Source organism: Prochlorococcus sp. MIT2302, from assembly GCF_059772385.1.
Genome location: NZ_CM186285.1, coordinates 503,717 through 526,076 on the forward strand (window position 1 = coordinate 503,717; position 22,360 = coordinate 526,076).

A 22,360-nucleotide genomic window follows, 5' to 3' on the forward strand; every position below is an offset into this window, starting at 1 on the left:
TATTACTCTAGTTTTAGTTAATAATAAGAATTTTTAAAATTTGAAAGTAAATCCAGCTTTAACTGATCTTCCTGGTTGTGAATAACGTTCAAGATTTGAAACGGTTGTTGAAACTCCGTTACTTAAAGTATTTTGATAATTGTAATAACGCTTATCTGTCAAATTATAAATTCCTAAATCAACATTAAATGAATCACTTACGTCATATTTAGTAATCGCGTCAAAGACAGTATAAGCATCAGGATGATAGTACTCAGTCGTTCTTCCTCTTGAAGTAACTTTTTTATTACTATCAGCTACTCTGGCTTTGCCTACAAAAGTAGCTATTAAATCAGTAGACCACCTATTATCTGCAGTTGTATATCTCAAACCTGTTACAGCCTTGAAAGGATCAATATCTGGCAAGGCTTCATCTGCTGTTTTATCATCGCCTTTTAAAAAGGTAGCGGAATTTATCAACATAAATTTTCCGTTTGAACCCTCAGATATTTTAAATTCGTTATTTAATTCTACCCCCAAAATCTTTGCCTCAGTTTTATTCACAGGCTTTTGAACTAATATTCCTCTCATGCCATTAACTGTTTGAATTGTTGACTCTGTCGCAATAAAATCTTCATAAGTATTATAAAAAGTAGCTAATCTAAATTGATTTCTATCAGTATTACCCCTTAAACCTAATTCAAAGCTATCACTTTTCTCAGCTTTTAAATCTGGATTAGATAAAATCTGGTAACGAAAAGCCAAATTATTCTGAACATAATTTAGTTCTCCCCATGTTGGAGCTCTAAATCCTTTTGAATATTGACCATATATAGATAAATTATCATTTATATCATATATTCCACCTAGTTTAGGAGTAACTGAACTTTCATCAAGTTCTCCTACAGAACAAGTCATTGTTCCACCTACAGAGCAATAGTTATTAAATAGATCATCTCTACTTATTGAAATATCATATGAGTCAAATCTTAAACCTGCAGTAAAATCTATATTGCCTAAAGTAACTTCATCTTGAATATATAAACCTAATCTCTGTGTTTCACTATCTGGGACTCTTTTTTTATTGTCCGGAATTACAACACCTGATGTTATATATGTTGTAGTTCTATCTTGTAAGTATTCGTTGCTTGTGTTTGAAAAATCAAGCCCCCATGTAAGCTTATTTCCGTTTATATCTTTACCAAATTGAAGATCAACTCCATAAGCTTCATCTTTTAATTTATAATCAGAAACTCTATGTTGAGGTGTACCTCTTAGAACCAGTTTATCATCCCAAGTATCATCAATTTTACTATTTTGAATATAAGCCTTGGCTGTGAATGAATCGATAATTTTATCAAGTTCACCGTTTTTATACTTGTAAGAAAGAACTACTTTATCTTTCTCAACTTCAAGATCACGATTTTTCTGACTATAAACATATGTGGAGCTATTCTCATAGGCTATTGCTTCTGCACCTCTACTAACATCTGAATCTCTATTTACCTTTTCAACAATTATTCCGATTTTTTGTGATTCATCAAACTTTTTTTCCGCATTGATATAAAAAGTTTGACCATCTTTATCAACATTATTTATCCACTCATCTCGATTTGTAAAATCTTTTGGTTTCGTCTCAGATGAAGCCAAAATACTAAAAACACCTACCGCACTTATCCCAATAGATTCATCTTGGCCAGCAATTTTTATCGATCCACTTTTACCACTATTGTAACCAGTGTAATTAATAGGAATCTCTACTGAAAAACTCTCTCCTTTATCAAGAAGGTCCTTAGCTTCTATTGATCTATATGAAAGTATTCCCCCCAAAGCATCACTTCCATAAAGAGTAGAACCAGGTCCTTTCAGGATCTCAACTGATTTAAGGGTGTTAAAGTCTACATAATCACCTCTACCATATTTATAACCAAGTGAATCTCCAAAATCAGAGGGTAATCTAATTCCATCTTGAAGGAATAAAACTCTATTTCTATCAAGACCTCTAATATTTACATTGCCCTCAGAGGCAGCTCCAGGCGCATAACCGCCTTTTTTGATTTCCTCAACAGATACACCTGTTTCGTATCTAAGAACATCTTTTAATTCAGAAGCACCTTTAATTTTTGCATCTTCTAAGTTAATTACTTTTATTGAAGCAGGAACTTCGTCTGCAAATTTTTCATTTCTTGTTCCAGTTACGGTTATTTGTAGAGAATCAGATTCGTCATTGTTAAGCCCAGAACTCGAATCGGCAATCAAATATCCACCAGATGAAATATCTTGAGAAACTTCATCATGTTTTATTTTAGAATTTTCTTTTTCAAAACTTATTTGAGCAGAAACTGGTACCGCTACTGAAATTGCTGCTGGAATAACCAACAACTGACGAAAAAATTTCACCCTTGCCTCACACAAGAAGATATATATGGTTTATAAAGCAATAATCGAGTTTAAACATTCAACAAAAGTAGCCATTTATACAAGATGATCGGTAAAAATACTCATTCAATCTGTAGCTGGGCAAAATAGTATCAATTAGATCAGTCTTTAGAAGCAAAATATACGTAAAGAAAGTCGCATTAAGGCTTTGATAGGATTAGTCATATTTAATTGTGCAGATTTGAAGACCAATAGGTGTTTCTATTTGACATGTCTCAACTTGGAATGCTTTTTTCATAAGGTCGTTATTAAGTGCTTTCCTTGGTGAATCAATAGCTAATAACTGACCCTCTTTAAGTACTGCTATTCGATCGCAGTATCTTGCAGCTAAGTTCAAGTCATGAATAACAGTAATAATAGAAATTTCTTGTTCTTTATTAATTTTTTTGAGTAGATCCAAAAATTGTAGTTGATATCGAAGATCTAAAAAAGTTGTTGGTTCATCCAATAAAAGTGTTTTGGCATCTTGAGCAAGAGCTAAAGAAAGGAAAGCTCTTTGCCTTTGTCCTCCAGACAATATATCAACAGGTTTATCTTTAAAAGCTGTCATATCTGTTAATTCAATTGATCTCACAACTTTTGAATGATCATTTTCATTAAGGTCTAGTTCCCACCATTTTTTATGAGGAGAACGTCCAAGGCAAACCAATTCATAGACAGTTAGTGATAAGTTTGATCTTTGATGCTGAGGTAATACAGAAATCTTTTTAGCAATTTCTTTTGTAGAGGTATTATGAATATCATGTCCATCTAAATAAACTGTGCCATTATGTGCATTAAGGATACGACTAATACCTTTTAAGAAAGTGGATTTGCCTGATCCATTCGCTCCTACAATTCCTAACCACTCAGATTTTTTCAATGAGAGACTTATAAGTTTAATAATATTATTTTTTTCATAACCGGTAGAGAAATCTTTTGTTATTAGTGTCATTACGTCTATCTCAAACTAGATAAAGCTTTTTGTCTTTTATACAATAAGACTATAAAAATCGGAGCACCTAATAGTGATGTAATGATTCCCACAGGTAATTCAATAGTCCCTGATCTTGCAATTAAATCAGCTGCGCTAAGTGTTAAAGCACCTAACAATGCAGAAAATGGAAGAACAACTCTATAGTCTGTTCCAAATAAAAATCGGACGGCATGGGGGACAATCAGACCTACAAAACCTATCAAACCACCAACACTAACTGAACTTGCAGCTAAAAGAGTTGCCGATGCACCAATCAAACATCTTGAACGAAATAAAGAGTTTCCCAACCCTACTGACAATTCATCTCCCAAGCCTAATAAATTTAATTGCCTAGAGAGTAACAAACCAACAACTAAAGCAAAGGCTATTGGTGGAGCAGCCAGCTTAATTTCAGCCCAACCTCTTGAATTAAGACTACCTATCAACCAAGTTAAAGCAGCTTGAACTCTTCCATCTTCAGTTTGTAAAAGTAGCATTGACTGAATAGACCCAAAAAGGCTACTTAGAGCAACACCTCCAAGAATCAATCTTTCAACTGATATGGAAGTACCTGATTTTGCTAAAAAATAGACAATCAATGTAGTAAAAATAGCTCCAACCCAAGCAGCAATTGGGATCCAAGAGAGCCATAAACCCATGCTAATTAACAAAACAATAACTAAACCTGAACCTGCAGAAATTCCAAGCAAATACGGACTTGCTAAACCATTTCTAAGCATTCCCTGCAAGAGAGCACCCGACATTCCTAATGCAGACCCAACTAATAATGAGGCAATTAATCTAGGTAATCGAAGTTCCCAAAAAATAATCTGGTTAGTTAAGTCGCCTTGTCGTAAAAAAGCCTTGAATATTTCTTGATTACTAAGCTGAACGGAACCTCTACTTAAGGACAAAATTATGACTAAACCAATAAAAGCTAAGAGAACAGTGGCGTTAAACAAATTCTTTTGTTTAAATAAATATAGAAGCTTTTTATAAAACACCTGAAAAAAAATATTACAACTTTACGATAGGCATTTAGATATTTATGCAATGTACAAATATTACATGTTCAATAAATATAGATTAAAGAACATAATGGAAATAATCCCAGGAATCAATTTAAAGACAATTATTTTTTAGTATATTGTTAGTCAATAGTAATCTTAAATTAGTACTTTAAAAATAAAAGTATATTATTTACTATTAGAAAATTAGTTCATATGAATACTTACTTTTGGATTTTCAAAAGGATCATATTTTAAAGCTGCCACAAAAAATTATATGGGTTTCTCCAATTGCTCATGTTTGCGAAATACTCCAAACATTTAAAATATCTACCTTGCGCTGATTTGATTTTATAATAAAATTTCAGCTAAATTAATCGTTAACGAAACAAAACATAAGTTTATTAAATGTAAATTCAAGTTAATTAATCATAGAGTAAAATATGATAGACATAAACTTATAAAATGAAACAATTATCCGACAAATATTATCGATAAAGCTAATAATCATGAAGAACAAAAAGGATTACAACCTACACTAAATAGACAAAATAAAATAATTAAATGAATCCTCAAATTTTATTTAATTTTTCTCTAACACTTGTAACTGCAGGTTTGATTTTATTATTTAAAGGTCTATTTATACTAGGTTTTGGTAGTTTAATAATTGCGATTGGGACTGCAATAATTTGGCTTATGTCTGGTTTCTTTGGAAAGTTTGAATATAATACTATTGAATCCAATACAGGAGAGGAAAAAGATGAGGAAGGAAAAGGAGTCTTAAAACCGTTCTAAATCAGTTTTACAAATCACATTTCTAGTGATTTGTAAAATAATGTACAACCAAAGAAATCAACACACCGGTCCAAATACCTTTAAAGAAAATTCTATACTCTCCAATGTTTATAGTGTTATTAGTAGGTTGTGGATTTATTAATTCATCCATGTTTGTACTTTTTACTTTTAATATACTTGATATCAATATGTTTTCTTGAACAATTTATACTCTACAAGTTTCAGTTTATACAAATCAAACAAAAAAGCTGTTTTTTTATTTCTACATATTTAGCTTGAATAGCGTTTATGTACAAAATCACTCGACATAAAGTGGAAAGATATAGCTAGAACTATATTTAAATTTTTGTTGCATGAGCACTATCTATTGTTTTATCATCTAAATCAATATCATAATTTTGTAATTTTTCATTTTGATTAAACTCAAAATACACTTAATAAATAATTCAAATTCGTATATCATCGCTTGAGGAAGATTTTGGAATATATTTTTTTCTTATATAAGTTAAGTCTGAAAATGATAAATAGAATTTCTTTTATGTGAATTTCTATTTTTTAACCTTGAATAAAAAAAAGAACAAATTAACTTTTAATATTTTTTTTATGAAAAGATTAATTTTATACAAGTAATTTGCGAATTTTTGCTAGTGACTTTGTAGTAAAATACTTTTTATTATGAATAGCTGAAATAGTTTGTTCCTTTATCATTGATAGAAATTTTTTATTTTCACAATTAAATTGACTGCATTCTAAGCCCTGTAATAGGTTTTTATCAATATCTTTAAAATCAGTCTCGCTTTTTATCCTTGAGAATATCTTGTATGCTTTCATCAATTCAAAGATCAAAAAATAATATTGTCATCATCAAGTAAATATCTAATAGAGTGAAATCACCTAATTCAAAATTAAAACATGCTTTATGTATTAAATTTACTCCTCAAATGAATCTTTTTTTATGGGTTTATCTGAGTTTTTTTATAATATTTTAAAAGGTGGTTATTTAATTGATGTATTTAGCTGAAACTTTGGGATTACAATTTCTTGCTCCGCAGAGTGTATTAGGAATCCTCATCTTAGTTACAGGGTTCATTTTCTCAATGATGATGTTCTATGTAGGATATATCTCAATTCGAGAGATGTATTCAAACAAATCTCTTTCGTCAACAGATAAAAAAATTAAGGAGCAAAAAGAAAAAATAGCTAGGCTTTACCCGCAATCATAAAATAAACTTATAGAAAGTTTCTATCAGGACTTTTAATGTCATATTTTTTCGACAAACCAACCTGATAAAAAGCAAACCATTAACATTTTTATTGAATTAACATGCTATGTATTTCCAGCTTGATTCAGTAGTAATGAGTCTGCTGCCAGCACTTAATGAAAAGAATCTACCTTGGATCGATGTAATACATCCAATAATTGTTCACTTTGTTATTGCAATGACATTAATAGCAGTTGTTTTTGATATTATTGGCATTCTTACGAAAAGATCTAATCTTTTTGAGGTTAGTTTTCTTAATTTAATAGTTGCGACGATAGCAATTTTTATTGCTATCATTTTCGGCCAAATTGAAGCAGGATTAGCAAATCCATATGGATCTTCAAAAGATATTTTGAACTATCACAGTACGATTGGTTGGTCATTAGCAGCTATTCTCTCAGTAATAACTGGCTGGCGTTATGTCTCAAGGCAAAATAACCCTAATAATCTATCAATAGGTTTTTTATTTGTAGACATAATGCTTGGTTTTCTTGTATGTATTCAAGTTTATTTAGGTGATAAACTTGTTTGGATTTATGGATTACATACTGTTCCAGTAGTTAATGCCATAAGAGATGGAATAATATAATGATTATAAATAATATTTTAATTAAAATAACATCACCAATCACAGAGATACAGAGTTCACTAGGTCCTAATGACCTTCCCTATAAAATACCAATTCATCCCAACTTGGTCCATTTAACTATTGGATTATTTGCTATTGCTATAGCTTTTGATTTTGCAGGAGCATTTTATCCTTTTGAGAAGAGAATACTTAGATTTCTAGCTTTTCCGGTGACTAGAGTGGGGTTTCATGATGTTGGTTGGTATAACATACTTGCGGCTGCCTTTATTACATTTTTTACAGTTGCTACAGGCTTCTTTGAAATGCTTTTAGCTGTGCCTATAGGGGGGATAAAAAGTATTATTGGACAAGGTGCTATTACTACTATGCTTTGGCATGGGGTAGGAGGAGTTTTAATATTATTTATTTTAATTACTATGACAGTTTGGAGAGGTTATCAGAGATTTGTATTTAGAAAAGATTTTGGAAGACAGGTATCATGGGCTTATTTATTTTCAGGTACTATCATTCTTTTAATTATGGGATTACATGGTAGTTTAGGTGCATGGTTGGCAAGTGATTTTGGTGTCCATATTACAGCGGATCAACTTTTAGTTAAAGGAATTGATCTTACAAGTATTTTATAATGAATACGTTAGTAAAAAAACTTTTTAATCAGAGGTTTATATCTATTGTTGGTATATCAATAGCAATATTTATTGATTTGCTTATTAGTAAATTAATGGCAAATTGGTCATATTCTTGGCTCCCAGTTCAAGCATCAGCAGCAGCTCCATATGTAGATAATCTTTTTGCCTTTGAGACAGGAATTGGAACTTTTATTTTTCTTGGCTGCTCAGGTGTAATTGGTTGGGTATTAATATTTAATAGAGCTCCAAAATATGATGAGAGTTTTGGAGAGCCCATAGAAGGAAATACAAATTTAGAAATTGTTTGGACAGTAATTCCCCTTTTGCTTGTTATTGCAATTGCAATTTACTCAACTAATGTTAATAGCACCCTTAAGAATTTAGGATCCAAATCAAAATATGATCCACAAAAGAATTTAATTGAAAATTCTGAACTTGGACTAAAACTTAGTGATGCTCCCATTGATGTAATAGCAAGACAGTGGAACTGGGAGTTTGTATATCCTGAAGGCTTTTCCAGCTCAGAGTTACATTTACCAATCAATAAAAAGATTAACTTTAGATTGATTTCTAAGGACGTACTACATGGTTTCTATATTCCTGCTTTTCGATTAAAACAGGATATTATTCCAGGCAGTGTAATTGAATATAGCCTCACACCAACAAGATCTGGTGTTTATCGTCTAAGAGATTCAATGTTCAGTGGAACATATTTTTCTGAAAATCAAACTAATGTAATTGTTGAATCAAAAGATTCTTACCAAAAATGGATAAATAAGACTGTAAAAAAAGTACCTGTTAGTGGTTTAAATCAAGCTGGTATTCTTTACAAAAAACGATTAGAAAAAGGTAATAGAGGATGGGCAACTGTACCTCCAAAATCAGCACCTCTGGTTAATGAGCCTGGAGATTATCAGCAACAACATGAAGGATAGATTTGATTTATGACAATAACTAATTACGACGAACGTGTCTTAAAAGCCACCCATCCAGTACCTGGAGCTCCAAATAATTGGAGAAGATTTTTTGGATTTAATACAGATGCGAAGGTTATTGGAATCCAATACATAGTAACCGCTCTTTTCTTCTTGTTATTAGGTGGGTTACTCGGAATGTTAGTAAGAGGTGAATTGATCACACCACCATCAGATCTTTTTGATCCAAGTGTTTATAACGGTCTGTACACAATGCACGGAACAGTAATGCTATTTCTGTTCTTGTTTCCAGTACTTAGTGGATTAACAAATCTATTGGTACCACCAATGATTGGTGCACCAGATATGGCATTCCCAAAATTAAATGCTCTTGCCTTTTGGCTAGTGCCAGTTTTTTCAATTGTATTACTTGCAAGCTTTTTTGTTCCCGGAGGCCCAGCTTCCTCTGGCTGGTGGTCTTACCCACCAGTAAGCATTCAAAATCCGCTTGGTATTTTCTTTAATGGTGAGATGTTATGGATAACAGCAATTGGGTTGTCGGGTGTTTCCTCAATTATTGGTGCCCTTAATTTTGTGACAACGATTATTCGAATGAGAGCACCTGGTATGTCGTTTTTTCGAATGCCTATTTTTATTTGGACTGTATTGGCTGCACAAATTCTTCAACTACTTGGGCTACCAGCACTTACAGGTGCAGCAATAATGCTTTTTTTTGATCTTAATTTTGGAACAAGCTTTTTTAATCCTGAAACAGGTGGGGATCCAGTTTTATTTCAACATTTTTTTTGGTTCTATTCTCATCCCGCTGTATATGTAATGGTTTTACCAGTATTTGGTATCTTTTCCGAATTGTTCCCAGTTTATTCTCGTAAACCATTATTTGGCTATAAATTTGTAGCCATAGCTTCCTTTGGAATAACGATATTATCTCTAGTGGTTTGGGTACATCATATGTTTTATACCGGTACACCAATGTGGATGAGAAATATTTTTATGTTTACAACAATGTTAATTGCTGTTCCTACTGGGGTTAAAGTTTTTGCATGGATAGCAACTCTTTGGGGTGGCAATTTAAGATTGAATACACCTATGTTGTTCTGCTTAGGGGGACTTTTTAATTTTATATTTGGAGGCATTACTGGTGTAATGCTTGCAACAGTCCCAATTGACATACATGTTGGGAACACATACTTTGTTGTTGCCCATTTTCATTACATAATTTTCAATACAATTGCATTTGGAATATTTGCAGGAATATATCACTGGTTCCCAAAATTTACTGGTCGTATGTTTTATGAAGGGCTGGGCAAGGTTCACTTTACTTTAACTTTTATTGGAGCAACACTTAATTGGTTGCCATTGCATTGGGCTGGCTTACTAGGTATGCCAAGAAGAGTTGCTTCCTATGATCCAGAGTTTGCTATTTGGAATGTTATTGCGAGTATCGGAGCCTTCATGCTTGGTGTCGCGTCTATTCCATTTATATTAAATATGGTTAGTTCATGGTCTAGAGGTAAAAAAGCACCTCCAAATCCTTGGAATGCTATTGGACTTGAATGGTTATTACCATCACCACCTGCTCATGAGAACTTTGAAGAAGATATTCCAACTGTACTTAATGAACCTTACTGTTATGGGTTAAACAAACCTTTTGTTGTTGATGAGGAATTTTATGTTAAAAAAGCCCTAGATGAAACCTAAATGACTTCAACAGAATCGGAATCACTACTTCACACACCTGGTCATGTTAAACATGATGGACATAATTTAACAGGTTTTATTATTTTTTTATGCTCAGAAAGTATTATTTTCTTTGCTTTTTTTATTGGCTATGGTGTATTAAAAATTTCAGCACCGACTTGGTATCCTGACGGCGTAAGTGGTATAGCGGTAAGAGAACCATTAATCAACACAATCATTTTAGTTAGCTCAAGTTTCGTTATATATTTTGCTGAAAGATACTTACATAAAAAAAATTATTGGGGATTTAGGATCGTTTGGTTAATAACAATGTTAATGGGGTCATATTTTATCTATGGTCAATATGTTGAATGGTCTGAATTAACATTTAGCCTTAGCAGCGGTGTATTTGGCAGTTTATTTTATTTACTAACGGGTTTCCATGGTTTACATGTTATTACAGGAATATTACTAATGGGTTTAATGTTATTTCGTTCATTTATTCCTGGAAATTATGAAAAGGGTGAAATGGGAGTCGAATCAATAAGTCTATTTTGGCACTTCGTAGATGTAATTTGGATTATATTATTTGTATTAATTTATGTGTGGCAATAGTTTTCATTTTAATATGCAGATTCAAAAAAAATATCGAAAATAATGTTTATAGATGATCATCATTATGATTGTATAATTGTTGGGAGTGGGGCGGGAGGCTCTACTCTTGCCAGTGAGTTAAGTAGACAAGGTAAATGGGTACTACTACTTGAACGTGGAGGTCAGTTACCTCTTGAAGATCAAAATATAAAAGGTACTGATTTATTTAGAAAAACAAAATATCACCCTTTAGGAGAAAAGTGGTTTGGTCCAGATGGAGATCCTTTCGCACCTCAAACTGCCTATTCACTTGGAGGTAATACAAAGATTTGGGGTGCGGTTCTACAACGAATGAGGGAAAAAGATTTTATTTCATCGCCTCTACAAGAAGGAATATCTCCATCTTGGCCCTTTAGTTATGAAGACCTTGAACCATACTACGAATATGCCGAAAAATTATTTAATGTTCATGGTAAAGCAGGTATAGACCCAACAGATCCCCCTCGTAAAAGAAAATACAATAATGCTCCAAGAAAATTAGAAAATTTTTTAGAGTTAATTAGAGAGTCACTTATTAGGAATGGATGCCACCCATATGACTTGCCAATAAGCTGGCCTGACTCATTAAAAGAAGACAATAATAATTATGAAAATTGTTCTTTTTTCCCTAGAGGAGATGCTCAATTATTTGGTTTATATGCTTCCGATAAGAACAGGCTAGAAGTAAAAACTAATGCCAATGTCTTAAAATTGCATGTCAATCCAAGTGGTAAAGCAATTAAAGGTGTAGAGGTAAAATTAGAAGACGATATATGGTTGTTTTCATCAGATATTGTTGTCTTGGCTGCTGGTGCTATTAATACACCAGTAATAATGTTGAACTCTAGGACAGCAAAACATCCTAATGGATTAAGTAATAGCTCAGGTCAAGTAGGAAGAAATTTGATGAATCTTCAACTAACATGTATTTTGCAAAGAGCTAGTGAGCCAAATAATGGTCTTTTCAACAGATCATTTGGTATTAATGACTATTACTGGGGAGACAAAAATGTAAATTTCCCTCTTGGGCATATTCAATCTGGTGGCGGAGTCCTGAAAGATGCATTGTTTGCCGAATCTCCACCAGTACTATCATTGATTACAAAATTAATACCAGATTTTGGGCTTAAACGACTAGCTTCTAGGTCTATTACTTGGTGGGCAATGACGGAGGTATTACCGGACCCTGAAAATAGAGTATGGGTTGACGATAATAAGATCAGAATTAACTATTTACATAATAATCTTGAAGCACATGATCGACTTGTTTATAGATGGTTAGATACTTTAAACAAGGTCGAGCGGGACAAAAAAACAGCTGTAGTAACAAGAACCCCTACTCACCCAAGAGGCGCAGCGCCTCTAAGTGTTGTTGGATATGCATGTGGTACTTGTCGTATGGGAACATCACCCAATTCCTCCGTTGTAGATCTAAATGGTAAATGCCATGACCTGGAGAATTTATATATTGTTGATTCAAGTATTTTCCCAAGCTGTCCAAGTGTTGGTCATGGCCTGACGATTATTGCTTTAGCACTACGTATGGCAGATAAATTAACGACAGGTATCAATCCCCAGATCACATGCTGGGGAGGATCGTGATTTCCTCCAAATCCATAGGAAGGAACTGAATGTACAAAATTTTGTTCTAATGGTTAAATTCTACTATTAAAGTTGTATCTTATAAGTAAATTAAATTCGAATAATAGGATATAGTCCACAAAATTTTTTTTAATCATGTGGGAATCAATTATTTATCTACTAATTGGAAAAAATGAAAAATCAAATACACAGTCAAATTATAATTATCACATTAAGAATTAAATCTATTTCTCTAGATTTTCTTGTTCAATTTTCCTTAACTTTAGGTTTATATCATTCAATCTATTCTCTGCCATAGCAATATATTCTTCTGCACCGTACCTACCTTCAAAAGTTTTAGTATCACCCTTAAGAAAATCTTTGTACATGTTTATATCACTCTGCCATTGATTTCTGGCATCAATTAAAGATTGATATTGACTACTCATTTTAATATTATTTGACTATCTTGATCAACATTAGTAACAACAAAATATGAAATAAAAGAGATTATACTTGCACTTAAGCGACCCATAGGGTTTGAGATTGATAAGGATCTTTCAAAATTCTTAATGAGATCTGACCTTGACTGCCTAATACTCTTTTCGCCTCTACTATTTAAAATATTCTCAATTATTTCATGAATTTGCTGGTGCACAGGGTGTGAATTGTTAATACTCCAATATTGATCTAAGGCATGAAGCTTACTATTACTAAAACATTCCGCTCGATTCTTAAAGAATATAGAATCAGCCGATGATAAAAACATATGTTTTCTTAAGTCCTAAGATATGTGATTTTCGCTCAAATAGCCCGAAAAAGTCTAGAAGAAATGAAACAAAATATTGTTTCATATTTACCTTACAGTTTCTCAAATCTTTAAGACAAGGGGATCAAAGCAATTACTGTTTAAATCAATTAATTTGATTATTTACAACCCAAATATCCTCCTCTTTGGCCACACCATTAATCCATTCTTTAAACTCTTGAGAAATTGCAATTTGATCCTCTCTCTCTAAAGATAACGATCTTTTTAAAACTTCTGTCAGAGAACAAGTAATTAAATCCTCAATATTCTTTCTATTTCTCATCCTTGAAAAGTGCATCTACTAACAACTTATTAAAATAACAAGGGAAGAACAAAAAATGAACATATTATCTTCATTATTAAAGTACTATTTTAAAGATGGTTTTGTATCTATTATTTCTACTATATAGTAGAGTCTAAATCTTAGCTATCAATCCAGTAAGAATATCTTTCACGTCATTCTGAATGATCTCTTTTGTTAAATAAATCAAAGAGCTCGTTTTAAAAACTATTAGTGGTATTGCAATAATCAAAATTAAAACTAACGAAATTATCATAGAAGAAGAAATTCGGATTAACCATTTAGTAATTGGATCTAATTCCATATTATGAAAACAAATTACTACTATAGTTTTTTTTTCTCTCTTTGTTTAATTAATTGCTACATATTAAGTGTATTTATGTTCTTGATTTATATATCTTTAGTCAATAATGAGATACGTAAAGAAAAAATATTATTTAAATTACCCCCATCTCATTCAAATGATTTATTCACCCATTCTTCAACTTTATTTTTAGAACCATACCAATCTTCACCAAAAGCTTTTCCATGTGCTGTTTCTTTCATAACTATCTGTTTTGAGCCAATTAGCAATGCTGAATCTCTAGGAACTAGTCCATCTCCAATAACGTCTCCATTCCCATTTAATGCTCTATAGGATGACCTGCTCAACCTCAGTGAGGTTTTTGTCGCAATAGGTCCGTTCAAGTCTAATTCTCCAGCAACAGATACATAACAAACATCAGCGCTGTAGAAACTACCTGGCAAATTAGAGCTTACAAAATTACGTAGATGCGTAGCTCTTTTAGCTTGGTTAGGACTTCCTAGAGTAATTAGGCAATTAGCGTAATCCTTCCCATTGTATATCTTTCCACTAAATAAAAGATCTGATAAATATAATCTTAGGATCATTCCTCCAGAGCTATGACCGATTAAAGTGACTTTTTTTTTAGGTGATTCTTCCGATAATTCTTTCACAATTTTACTAACCTTATCAAGAATAATCTTCCAACCAAATGACCAATTAGTGCTAAGCCATTCTATTTTATTTACTGGAACTATTACTACCTTCTTATTTGATCGACTTTTAAGATATTCTCTCATATCCCCATAAGAACTACCCTCGATCAAGAAACCACCAAGGATAACTATTGGCTGTTCAATATATTTATTCATGATTTAGTAGAAGACCTGAAAGGAATTAACTTAAAAACTATTTTAATGATTAACTTATTGTTTTTTTAAAATATCAATAATTTTTAGTCATCCAACTATTTACATGAATTCTTTGATCATTCCTACTAGTAATAGCGATTACATGTCGATGTGTTGAAGATCTTTACAAAAGACTCTCTCATGAAAGCACCTAAAATAAAACCAAAGTAAGTAAAATTTTGCAATCCAATAGTTTAATGGTGTTGACGAAAAAATTATTCCATAAAAAAGGGCGTACAAAAAGCAAAGATGTAGAAGGAGGAGGGCTTATTTCAGATTAGAAAATCCTGACGTATTTTTGTAAGATAATTTCAATGAAATTCAAGGAATGTATTTAAATACGAAGAAGGGATAATAACTACTCGATTACCAAATATTACTGTTTTAAAAAAAATGGCAAATCTACTTCTATGGAGTCTGTTTACTCTTCAGGATCACAAAGAGATTTTTATAGATTCATGCGTTAGGCAAATCAACATGCCAAACACTTGCTCATAAGGGGAATGATGACCAGTCATTAAAAACAAAGATTATAATCTTAACCTTCAGTTTTCTAATCACCATTGATTGTTCTTTCTCTCATAAACATAAAAACACCAAATGAGAAAGCTAATGAAATCAGAAAAGTAAGAGGGAAGTAAATACCCCACAATTTCATTTGCAGTCTTTTCCCCTCGGCTGCATAAAAAGTAAATATTGCAATTAATAAAACTGCTGTATCAGCAGAAACGAAGCCAGATGTTGGTGTTGCCCAAGCTCCATCAATGAAGGTATTAGCTATTTCGATAACTGAGCTTCCAACAGAACCACTTTGTACTTGACTGACAAATTTCGCTATAAAGTAAAAAGGCCAAATCAACCCAGCTAGTGCCGTTACTCCATAAATAGAAAGACGAATGTTAGCCCACATTAGGTTTAAAATAAAAATCATTTATAGCTAAAAAGGATAATCTCTTGATGTATAAAAAATCAACAAAATACATAAGTCACTTTTTTCTTAAAGTTATCGACAAATATAGAAGGTTAAAAATTTAAGTTGAATACCAAATAATCTTGTTATTAATATCAGCCATTAGCTAGTTAGGAGCTGAAATAACTAGACAATTATTGATCAGCCAAGGTTGTTAAGAAAATGATCAGTATATTTAGTGATTATTTTCCCATCTTTATTGGAGTGGATTAAATCCAAGCAAGTCGCTAGTACTAAGAACCAACTAGCCCCTTCTTCCAAGTCAATCTCACGACAAATCCATGCTGGGGCAAAAACTATCCCACTAACAACGCCTCTTATATCATCTCTTAGATTTTGATAATGTTGTTCTTTTAGGATTTCAATCTTTTCTTCTGAGAGGGTTCTGCTTGGATAGCAATAAATCCACTCTTCAATAATTTGTTCAATAATTTTTAGCTTTGACAGTTGAAACACAATGAAGAACAACACAAATAAAAAAAATACTAACTAAGCACGTGTAAAAGGGTTAGCCAATAACGTACACAACCTGGTAATAATATGCACTAACCTTAGTTTTTTAATTGCTTAAAGGTTTTAGGACTTACTTCATGAATTTGAGCAATCTTTTCGAAATCCACTCATTACTCTGGTTTGTATAAATAATCAGCCATTTAAGCTAGTTACTCTTTATGCTCTTACGAACAAAAAAATTTTCTTTTAAAGCGTGACTGAAATCAACTCTGAAGAAGTAACTCATTCAGAAAAATCTTTAGAGCTTAAACCTAAAAAAACACAAGAAGGTTTTTTATCTAGAATATTTTCTCTTATGAACAATAACCCTAACTACAAAATGTTGGGAGCACTTGGAATGATGCTAGTGAACTTTTCTGTCTGTGTGACAATCGCCAACTGGTTAAAACATTCAAATCTAGTTTCCTAAGGGTAAAGGTTTCGTCATAATGGGTATATGACTATGGATGAAATAAAGGCTTTTCTCTCAGATCTTCAAAGAAATAAAGAGTTACTCAATGCCATAAAAGTTGCTGCTACCGCAAATGAAATTGCAGAAATAGCCTCAGAATTTGGTTATAAATTTACTGGCGATGAATTAAAAGCAGCGTCAAAAGTGAATATTGCTGGTGTAAAAATCAAAAAACAAGATACATCTCCATCCTATAGCTTCGGTGAGAGTGGAATAGACCCAAATGAGACAAATTATAAAAGTACTAAATAATGGGATTTGCAATAACCAAACCATTAAAAAATTTGCGATCCAAAACACTAAATCGAGTGACGTAATTTTAGAGAATACACTTTATTATTATTTCGATGTCTTATTACGTAGGCAAAATCAATTAGCGTATGGAATAGAGGGTAAAATCCTGTCCTTAGTTCGCCAAAATAGTCAAAGGAAGTTTATCCCCATACTGCATAACTAAAGATTTGAGATATTGAACCTATTTTCTTCGAAATCATCCTCAAACTATATATAGTGAACTCTTAATAACAAGAGAGTTTTCTTTTGTCTTATATTCTTCTTAACTGCTGAAAAATTGTTATTCATAACTTTATTTATCATACTATCTTCACGAACTGATTCATCATTGACTTCAGGAATCACCTCAGGGCCCGTAAGCACAGTCCATAAAAACAAAATAGTTACAGGGCAGAGAGCCAGCTGAACTAGAGGAGCAAAATATTTGAGCGAGTTGAGTTTCTTTTTCATATTTAGTTGCCCCTCGCATTGCGCTTAGCATATAGATAGGTTATACCGCATGGGATGGATCTTACATAACTTTGATGATGCACTTCTGTGGTGTAACTCATAGCAACGGATAAATGTTAATCAATGGAATATCAGCTGCATAAGAAGCCTTTGCATAACGATGCTTAAGGGTATAATTTACCACACCTTACTTATCATTTTTTAGCCGGCAAAATATAACATTCCATACTTTTTTTTAGTTACGTCTTAGTTATCGTTAAAAGTAAGAAAAACAATCAGAAGAACAACATCAGACATTTATCAGTAAAGTTTATATGTCCATAATGATGTTTTTAAAAGAGCAATAAGAAGTTGTCATCTCAAGATTCAATCATACTTAGATAAGACAATGTACTTTTAGCACATCCAATACTAAAGAAACATCAATAAAAATGGATGTTTTATCATTACTCATCATCATAAAAAGGGTGATAGTTAAACAAGCCTATAAATGAACATAAACAGCGGCGAAGATATAAGTTGTTCTGACAAAGGTAGATGAAGCTAAAAATATTGCGAAAGACGGATTTTCAGGATTAAAGATCAGCTCAAAAAAGATGTAATGTACCAAAGAACTTAAGCTGCTAGGAAAAAAAAATCTGTATATTTTTTGATAAAATTATCTAATGACTCTTAATAAAGGGAAAGTTCTAGTAACTGGTGCTTCAGGCTATATTGCTCTGCACTGCATCTTAGAATTATTAAATAATGGATATGAAGTAAAAGGATCTCTAAGAGATCTTAATCGTGGGGAGGAGGTAAGAAAATGCCTAGGAACAAAAATTAGCAATAACAATCTTGAATTTTGTAAGTTAAATTTACTGAATGATGAAGGCTGGGACGATGCGGCTTCAGATTGTGATTATCTTTTTCATATCGCTTCTCCGTGCATTGTCGAAGAGCCAAAGAATGAAAATGATTTAATTATTCCTGCATTGGAGGGAACACTAAGGGCACTAAAAGCTGCGTATAAATCAAAAGTAAAAAAGGTAGTGCTAACTTCTTCAATAGGTGCAATAGCTTACGGACATAACAAGAGCCACTGCAACCCTAATGATTGGACTGATACATCAAAGAACATAGGGGCTTATGTAAAGAGCAAAACCATCGCAGAAAAAGCAGCCTGGGATTTTGTTGACAGCTATAGAGACGAGTCATTTTCAATGACTACTATTCATCCTGGAATGGTTTTTGGACCCTTACTTAGCAATGATATAGAGGGAATATCAGCAAGTTTAATTACAAAAATGATTACTGGTAAATTCCCTGCTTTGCCAGATATTTATTTTACTGTGGTGGATGTTAGAGATGTCGCGAAATTACATGTTCAAGCATTAACGAATCACCATAGTGATTATAAAAGGATAATTGCAACGTCTCAAAAAAGTATTCCGTTTCTAGAAATTTCAGAAATTTTAAGAGAACTTGGATTTAATAAATCTCCAAAGAGATTGGTTCCTACTCAACTAATAAACAGTCTTGGAATTTTCAATAGAGACATGAGAAACACTTCCAATATGATAAAAAGGGGTCGATTTGGAGCAGATGTATCCGAAACCATTTCAATTTTCGATTGGGAGCCAACCCCCTTTAAAAAAACATTAGAAGATATGACTGATTCTCTAATGACAATTTTAAATTAAATCTTTTTATATGAATTGTTTTGTTAATTGATTAATTGATTAATTGATTAATTGATTAATTGATTGTAAATTTTTTAGTCCTCAATATTATTTTTTCATTAACATAAAGAAATAAGTTAAATGTGAATCTATCTTTTACTGATAATGCCCAAGAGGTCCAGGACCAGATCCTATCTTGTAGGATTTTTCTAAAGATTTTTCAATAAAATATTTTGCCTTTTTAATTGACTCAATTAGGTTAAATCCTAAAGCAACATAACTACAAATAGCAGCACTTAGTGTACATCCACTACCATGTGTATTTGAGGTATTAATAACTTTATTGATTAACCAATCTCTATTGCCATCTTTATCAATGTAAAAATCTTTACCCTTCAAGGAATTTAATCCTCCTCCTTTTATTAATACAGCTTTAGGACCAATTTTTAAAATTTCTTGGGCTGATTTTTCTACATCTTCTTCATTTTTAATTTGTACATCTGAAAGTAAATTAGCTTCATAAATATTTGGAGTTACTATTTCTGCTACGGGAAAAAGGAACTTCTTATAAGCATTAATTGCACTATCTTCGATTAATTTCGCACCAGTCCTTGAAACCATCACTGGATCAATTATTTTAGGAATAGAATATTCCTGCAGTTTTGTCCCAGTATTTATAATTATTCTTTCGTTTAATAGCATTCCAGTTTTCAAAGACTGTATCTCGAAATCTGAGAACAAAGCGTCAATCTGATTGATTAATATATGACTTTCAACAGCTTCTACACCAGTTACTCCCATACTATTTTGTGCTGTAATACATGTAATGGCTGTGCAACCATGGACTTTAATAGACATAAAAGTCCTTAGATCTGCCTGAATTCCCGCACCACCACTAGAATCACTACCACCGATGGAAAGAACAATTTTAGAATACATAATTACTCCTTAAAAGATAAATCCGTGAAAATTTAAGAGAAAGAAGAATAGGCATTGAAAAAGTCTAGTTCCAATTCCATAGCTCTTTTATATAGAAAATTAACTTGGTTAATATCATAATCTTCATTATATTCATCTATTAGATATTCTAGTGATTTTGCAAGATAGTCAAAGCTTTTATCGGAGTAAGTTAAGATCCATTCTTTATAAGGATTTCCGGAAATCATATTTAATAAATTTTTTCCAAGCCAAGAATATAGCCGCATACATGGTGTCATTGCGCTCATTATTTCAATTAAACTTAAGTTTAAGGAGACTTCTTCTAAAAAATCAGTATATTTTTTGGTGGCATATTCTATTAGATTAGTAGTTAAATCTATATCCCATTCCTTTGCATATGTTTCATGCAGAATCAACTCATCTGATACTCCTGATAAAAGTACGCTCAGAGTTTTGATATTTTTTTTATTTCTTGACTTAGAAACAGCTAATCCATATGCACGAGCGAAACTTTCTAAAAAAAAATAATCTTGAGCTAAATATTCTTGGAATTTTCTTTTAGGAAGATCTCCATTTTTTATACCCTGGACGAATTTAGTATTAAGGCTTAGTAATGCAAGATCATAATTGCTTTCCCATAATTTTTGTGTTAACGACATTGATTTTATATTTTATGTATACACATCATGCCTCATTTCCTGATTATTACACTAGATATAACATCTAAAACAATAGAGAGTAGTCAGTCGAAATCGATCTGATAGCAATCTTCTTCTTAAGAGAACTTAGTCTTATTATTTCCCTTGGGTCCCTCGATAAACTCAATTGAAAAATTTAACTCTTTCCTCCTGTTGGAAATTGTCGTTGAGACTCCCTCGAGGAATACAAGAAAGCAATTATCAATAGTAACCATATCCCTCCTGCTAAAAAGAAAATAGGTGCATCGTTGAACAACTCAACGGAAAAAATGCTTCTTGCTGTTGGTATTAAACCTACAGAGACAAAGGTGATTGCTGAAAGATATGCAAGTTGAGATTTATTCATTTTACACGTCTGTTATAAATAGATTATTTTCCTGCTAATTGATTTGAAGTTGATATTTCTGTTTTTTTTATAGAAGTATTACTTTGATCCTCTTTTAATCTGGTAATACCAAAATCATCCTTACCAAAAGCAAAAAATGCAATTCCTAATATGAAGAATGCGGCAGTGGCTATTAATGGAAACATTTAATTTTTTAAATATCTATTATATATATAAAGACTTTCTGTTTAAGTTAGTCCTTTGTTCTTATAACTTTATATTGATGTAATTTATAATTATATTTTATGCACTTTATTTACATTTCTCGTTTTCATAAATAATCTAAGAGGTATCGAATTATAACAATCTCTTGATTCCATAATTACTTATCTGTTTATTGATATTACAAATATAGTAATCATACAAAAAGCATTTATTTCCTATTAAACACGAAAAGTTCGTTAAAACAATTTATTATATTTATATAATTTATACTATAGCCATAATATTTAGTTTAGTTTAATTTAGTTTTTACATGTTAGGTCCAATATCTTTTTAATTAAAATCTGTTATGACAAGAGTTATTTAAATAACGTTTTTTATTTTAAAAAGCATCTTTTTTTACATTGACCTTAATTCTTCCATCCTTTTCAAATTGTTTAACTATTATAAATTATAAGTAAATTATTAAGGTGAACTATTCCTATGTCTTTAGCGATTTTTTATTGCTTATCAACTTTGCTTTTATTTCTGACCTTTTTTACTTATACATCAACTTATTTTGTAAGAAGGAAGCAAAAGTTTGTTCATATGATTCAAGTAGAGATGGTCAAGACACACTTAGAGAATGCATACAATTTGAATACTTTCAAAGACTCAGTGCATCAATAAAGAAGCTATAAATACTTAAAATCAAGATATATTTTATTTAATAATTTCATTTAGTTAAACTTTCATTTTCAGGATTTTTTCTAGCCACTCTTTTTGTTCTGCTAGGGAGACTTCTTTTTCTATGATCTCTGTTTTATTAATATAAAGTTGATTATTTGAAACTTTTTGCTCTTCTATATTTTTTTTTAAGAATAATCTTCGAGAGATCAATATCTGATTACCAAAAAAATAAATTAATTTACTGAGTCCATGAAACATTCCTTCACTGAAAATCAAAATCAATAAACCTACACCTGCGAATGATAAGAGAGCTCCTATCATTGCAATTGATGTGGAAGTTGAAGTAAGATTATAATAAAGTCCCATTTTTTAAATCTAGCA

The 22,360-nt window shown here is 31.8% G+C and carries 25 protein-coding genes; 10 read left to right on the forward strand and 15 right to left on the reverse strand.

All coding sequences use genetic code 11. The features are described 5' to 3' along the window. Positions 1-33: 33 nt before the first annotated feature. The 3 genes from AC6EI2_RS03075 to AC6EI2_RS03085 form a co-directional block, all read right to left on the reverse strand. Positions 34-2,394, reverse strand: a complete 2,361-nt coding sequence (locus AC6EI2_RS03075) for a TonB-dependent hemoglobin/transferrin/lactoferrin family receptor (protein ID WP_498462945.1) — start codon at positions 2,392-2,394, stop codon at positions 34-36. 181 nt (positions 2,395-2,575) lie between these two features. Beyond that, positions 2,576-3,352, reverse strand: a complete 777-nt coding sequence (locus tag AC6EI2_RS03080) for an ABC transporter ATP-binding protein (protein ID WP_498462946.1) — start codon at positions 3,350-3,352, stop codon at positions 2,576-2,578. A gap of 5 nt (positions 3,353-3,357) precedes the next feature. Beyond that, positions 3,358-4,335: a FecCD family ABC transporter permease gene (locus AC6EI2_RS03085; RefSeq protein ID WP_498462947.1), complete on the reverse strand. Its 978-nt coding sequence runs from the start codon at positions 4,333-4,335 to the stop codon at positions 3,358-3,360. A 609-nt stretch (positions 4,336-4,944) separates the two neighbouring features. Between AC6EI2_RS03085 and AC6EI2_RS03090 the strand changes: the two genes are divergently transcribed. The 7 genes from AC6EI2_RS03090 to AC6EI2_RS03120 all read left to right on the forward strand — a co-directional run bounded on the left by AC6EI2_RS03090 (position 4,945) and on the right by AC6EI2_RS03120 (position 12,505). Further along, positions 4,945-5,175: a hypothetical protein gene (locus AC6EI2_RS03090; RefSeq protein WP_498462948.1), complete on the forward strand. Its 231-nt coding sequence runs from the start codon at positions 4,945-4,947 to the stop codon at positions 5,173-5,175. A gap of 1,356 nt (positions 5,176-6,531) precedes the next feature. Continuing rightward, entirely contained in the window at positions 6,532-7,026 is a 495-nt protein-coding gene (locus AC6EI2_RS03095) for a DUF2231 domain-containing protein (protein ID WP_498462949.1), read from the forward strand. Next, on the forward strand, positions 7,026-7,652 hold the full coding sequence (locus AC6EI2_RS03100) for a DUF2231 domain-containing protein (RefSeq protein ID WP_498462950.1): 627 nt from the start codon (positions 7,026-7,028) through the stop codon (positions 7,650-7,652). The genes AC6EI2_RS03095 and AC6EI2_RS03100 overlap by 1 nt, the downstream gene beginning before the upstream one ends. Further along, entirely contained in the window at positions 7,652-8,590 is a 939-nt protein-coding gene (locus AC6EI2_RS03105) for a cytochrome c oxidase subunit II (RefSeq protein ID WP_498462951.1), read from the forward strand. The genes AC6EI2_RS03100 and AC6EI2_RS03105 overlap by 1 nt, the downstream gene beginning before the upstream one ends. A gap of 9 nt (positions 8,591-8,599) precedes the next feature. Next, positions 8,600-10,291: a cytochrome c oxidase subunit I gene (locus AC6EI2_RS03110; RefSeq protein ID WP_498462952.1), complete on the forward strand. Its 1,692-nt coding sequence runs from the start codon at positions 8,600-8,602 to the stop codon at positions 10,289-10,291. After that, on the forward strand, positions 10,292-10,885 hold the full coding sequence (locus AC6EI2_RS03115; protein ID WP_498462953.1) for a cytochrome c oxidase subunit 3: 594 nt from the start codon (positions 10,292-10,294) through the stop codon (positions 10,883-10,885). Positions 10,886-10,927: 42 nt separating this feature from the next. Then, positions 10,928-12,505 carry a GMC oxidoreductase gene (locus AC6EI2_RS03120; protein WP_498462954.1) on the forward strand — a complete coding sequence of 526 codons (1,578 nt, stop codon included), beginning with the start codon at positions 10,928-10,930 and terminating at the stop codon, positions 12,503-12,505. 224 nt (positions 12,506-12,729) lie between these two features. Here AC6EI2_RS03120 and AC6EI2_RS03125 read toward each other — a convergent pair whose 3' ends face one another. The 6 genes from AC6EI2_RS03125 to AC6EI2_RS03150 form a co-directional block, all read right to left on the reverse strand. Then, positions 12,730-12,933: a hypothetical protein gene (locus tag AC6EI2_RS03125; protein ID WP_498462955.1), complete on the reverse strand. Its 204-nt coding sequence runs from the start codon at positions 12,931-12,933 to the stop codon at positions 12,730-12,732. After that, positions 12,930-13,253, reverse strand: coding sequence for a hypothetical protein (locus AC6EI2_RS03130; protein ID WP_498462956.1), 324 nt, complete (start codon positions 13,251-13,253; stop codon positions 12,930-12,932). The genes AC6EI2_RS03125 and AC6EI2_RS03130 overlap by 4 nt, the downstream gene beginning before the upstream one ends. 145 nt (positions 13,254-13,398) lie before the next feature. After that, on the reverse strand, positions 13,399-13,590 hold the full coding sequence (locus AC6EI2_RS03135) for a hypothetical protein (protein ID WP_498462957.1): 192 nt from the start codon (positions 13,588-13,590) through the stop codon (positions 13,399-13,401). A gap of 456 nt (positions 13,591-14,046) precedes the next feature. Next, the gene (locus AC6EI2_RS03140) at positions 14,047-14,748 is read right to left on the reverse strand and encodes an esterase/lipase family protein (RefSeq protein ID WP_498462958.1); all 702 of its coding nucleotides are present in this window, start codon (positions 14,746-14,748) and stop codon (positions 14,047-14,049) included. A gap of 592 nt (positions 14,749-15,340) precedes the next feature. Continuing rightward, positions 15,341-15,718 carry a DUF2834 domain-containing protein gene (locus AC6EI2_RS03145; protein WP_498462959.1) on the reverse strand — a complete coding sequence of 126 codons (378 nt, stop codon included), beginning with the start codon at positions 15,716-15,718 and terminating at the stop codon, positions 15,341-15,343. Positions 15,719-15,898: 180 nt separating this feature from the next. Beyond that, positions 15,899-16,213 (reverse strand): hypothetical protein, encoded by a 315-nt coding sequence (locus AC6EI2_RS03150; RefSeq protein WP_498462960.1) that lies wholly within the window; start codon positions 16,211-16,213, stop codon positions 15,899-15,901. Positions 16,214-16,463: 250 nt separating this feature from the next. On the opposite strand from AC6EI2_RS03150, the gene AC6EI2_RS03155 reads away from it, so the two are divergent. Then, entirely contained in the window at positions 16,464-16,679 is a 216-nt protein-coding gene (locus AC6EI2_RS03155; protein ID WP_498462961.1) for a hypothetical protein, read from the forward strand. 33 nt (positions 16,680-16,712) lie between these two features. Then, the gene (locus tag AC6EI2_RS03160; RefSeq protein WP_498462962.1) at positions 16,713-16,973 is read left to right on the forward strand and encodes a Nif11-like leader peptide family natural product precursor; all 261 of its coding nucleotides are present in this window, start codon (positions 16,713-16,715) and stop codon (positions 16,971-16,973) included. A gap of 249 nt (positions 16,974-17,222) precedes the next feature. Here the strand turns inward: AC6EI2_RS03160 and AC6EI2_RS03165 are convergent, their stop codons facing one another. Continuing rightward, positions 17,223-17,465: a hypothetical protein gene (locus AC6EI2_RS03165; RefSeq protein ID WP_498462963.1), complete on the reverse strand. Its 243-nt coding sequence runs from the start codon at positions 17,463-17,465 to the stop codon at positions 17,223-17,225. A gap of 665 nt (positions 17,466-18,130) precedes the next feature. Between AC6EI2_RS03165 and AC6EI2_RS03170 the strand changes: the two genes are divergently transcribed. After that, positions 18,131-19,147 carry an SDR family oxidoreductase gene (locus AC6EI2_RS03170; RefSeq protein WP_498462964.1) on the forward strand — a complete coding sequence of 339 codons (1,017 nt, stop codon included), beginning with the start codon at positions 18,131-18,133 and terminating at the stop codon, positions 19,145-19,147. A gap of 135 nt (positions 19,148-19,282) precedes the next feature. Here the strand turns inward: AC6EI2_RS03170 and thiD are convergent, their stop codons facing one another. The 5 genes from thiD to AC6EI2_RS03195 form a co-directional block, all read right to left on the reverse strand. Beyond that, on the reverse strand, positions 19,283-20,065 hold the full coding sequence (gene thiD / locus AC6EI2_RS03175) for a bifunctional hydroxymethylpyrimidine kinase/phosphomethylpyrimidine kinase (protein WP_498462965.1): 783 nt from the start codon (positions 20,063-20,065) through the stop codon (positions 19,283-19,285). A 32-nt stretch (positions 20,066-20,097) separates the two neighbouring features. Next, positions 20,098-20,724 (reverse strand): TenA family protein, encoded by a 627-nt coding sequence (locus AC6EI2_RS03180; RefSeq protein WP_498462966.1) that lies wholly within the window; start codon positions 20,722-20,724, stop codon positions 20,098-20,100. 175 nt (positions 20,725-20,899) lie between these two features. Beyond that, a complete protein-coding gene (locus tag AC6EI2_RS03185; RefSeq protein WP_498462967.1) occupies positions 20,900-21,109 on the reverse strand; it encodes a hypothetical protein in 210 nt (69 codons plus the stop codon). 23 nt (positions 21,110-21,132) lie between these two features. After that, the gene (locus AC6EI2_RS03190) at positions 21,133-21,294 is read right to left on the reverse strand and encodes a hypothetical protein (protein ID WP_498462968.1); all 162 of its coding nucleotides are present in this window, start codon (positions 21,292-21,294) and stop codon (positions 21,133-21,135) included. Positions 21,295-22,033: 739 nt separating this feature from the next. Next, entirely contained in the window at positions 22,034-22,345 is a 312-nt protein-coding gene (locus tag AC6EI2_RS03195; RefSeq protein WP_498462969.1) for a hypothetical protein, read from the reverse strand. Positions 22,346-22,360: the final 15 nt, after the last annotated feature.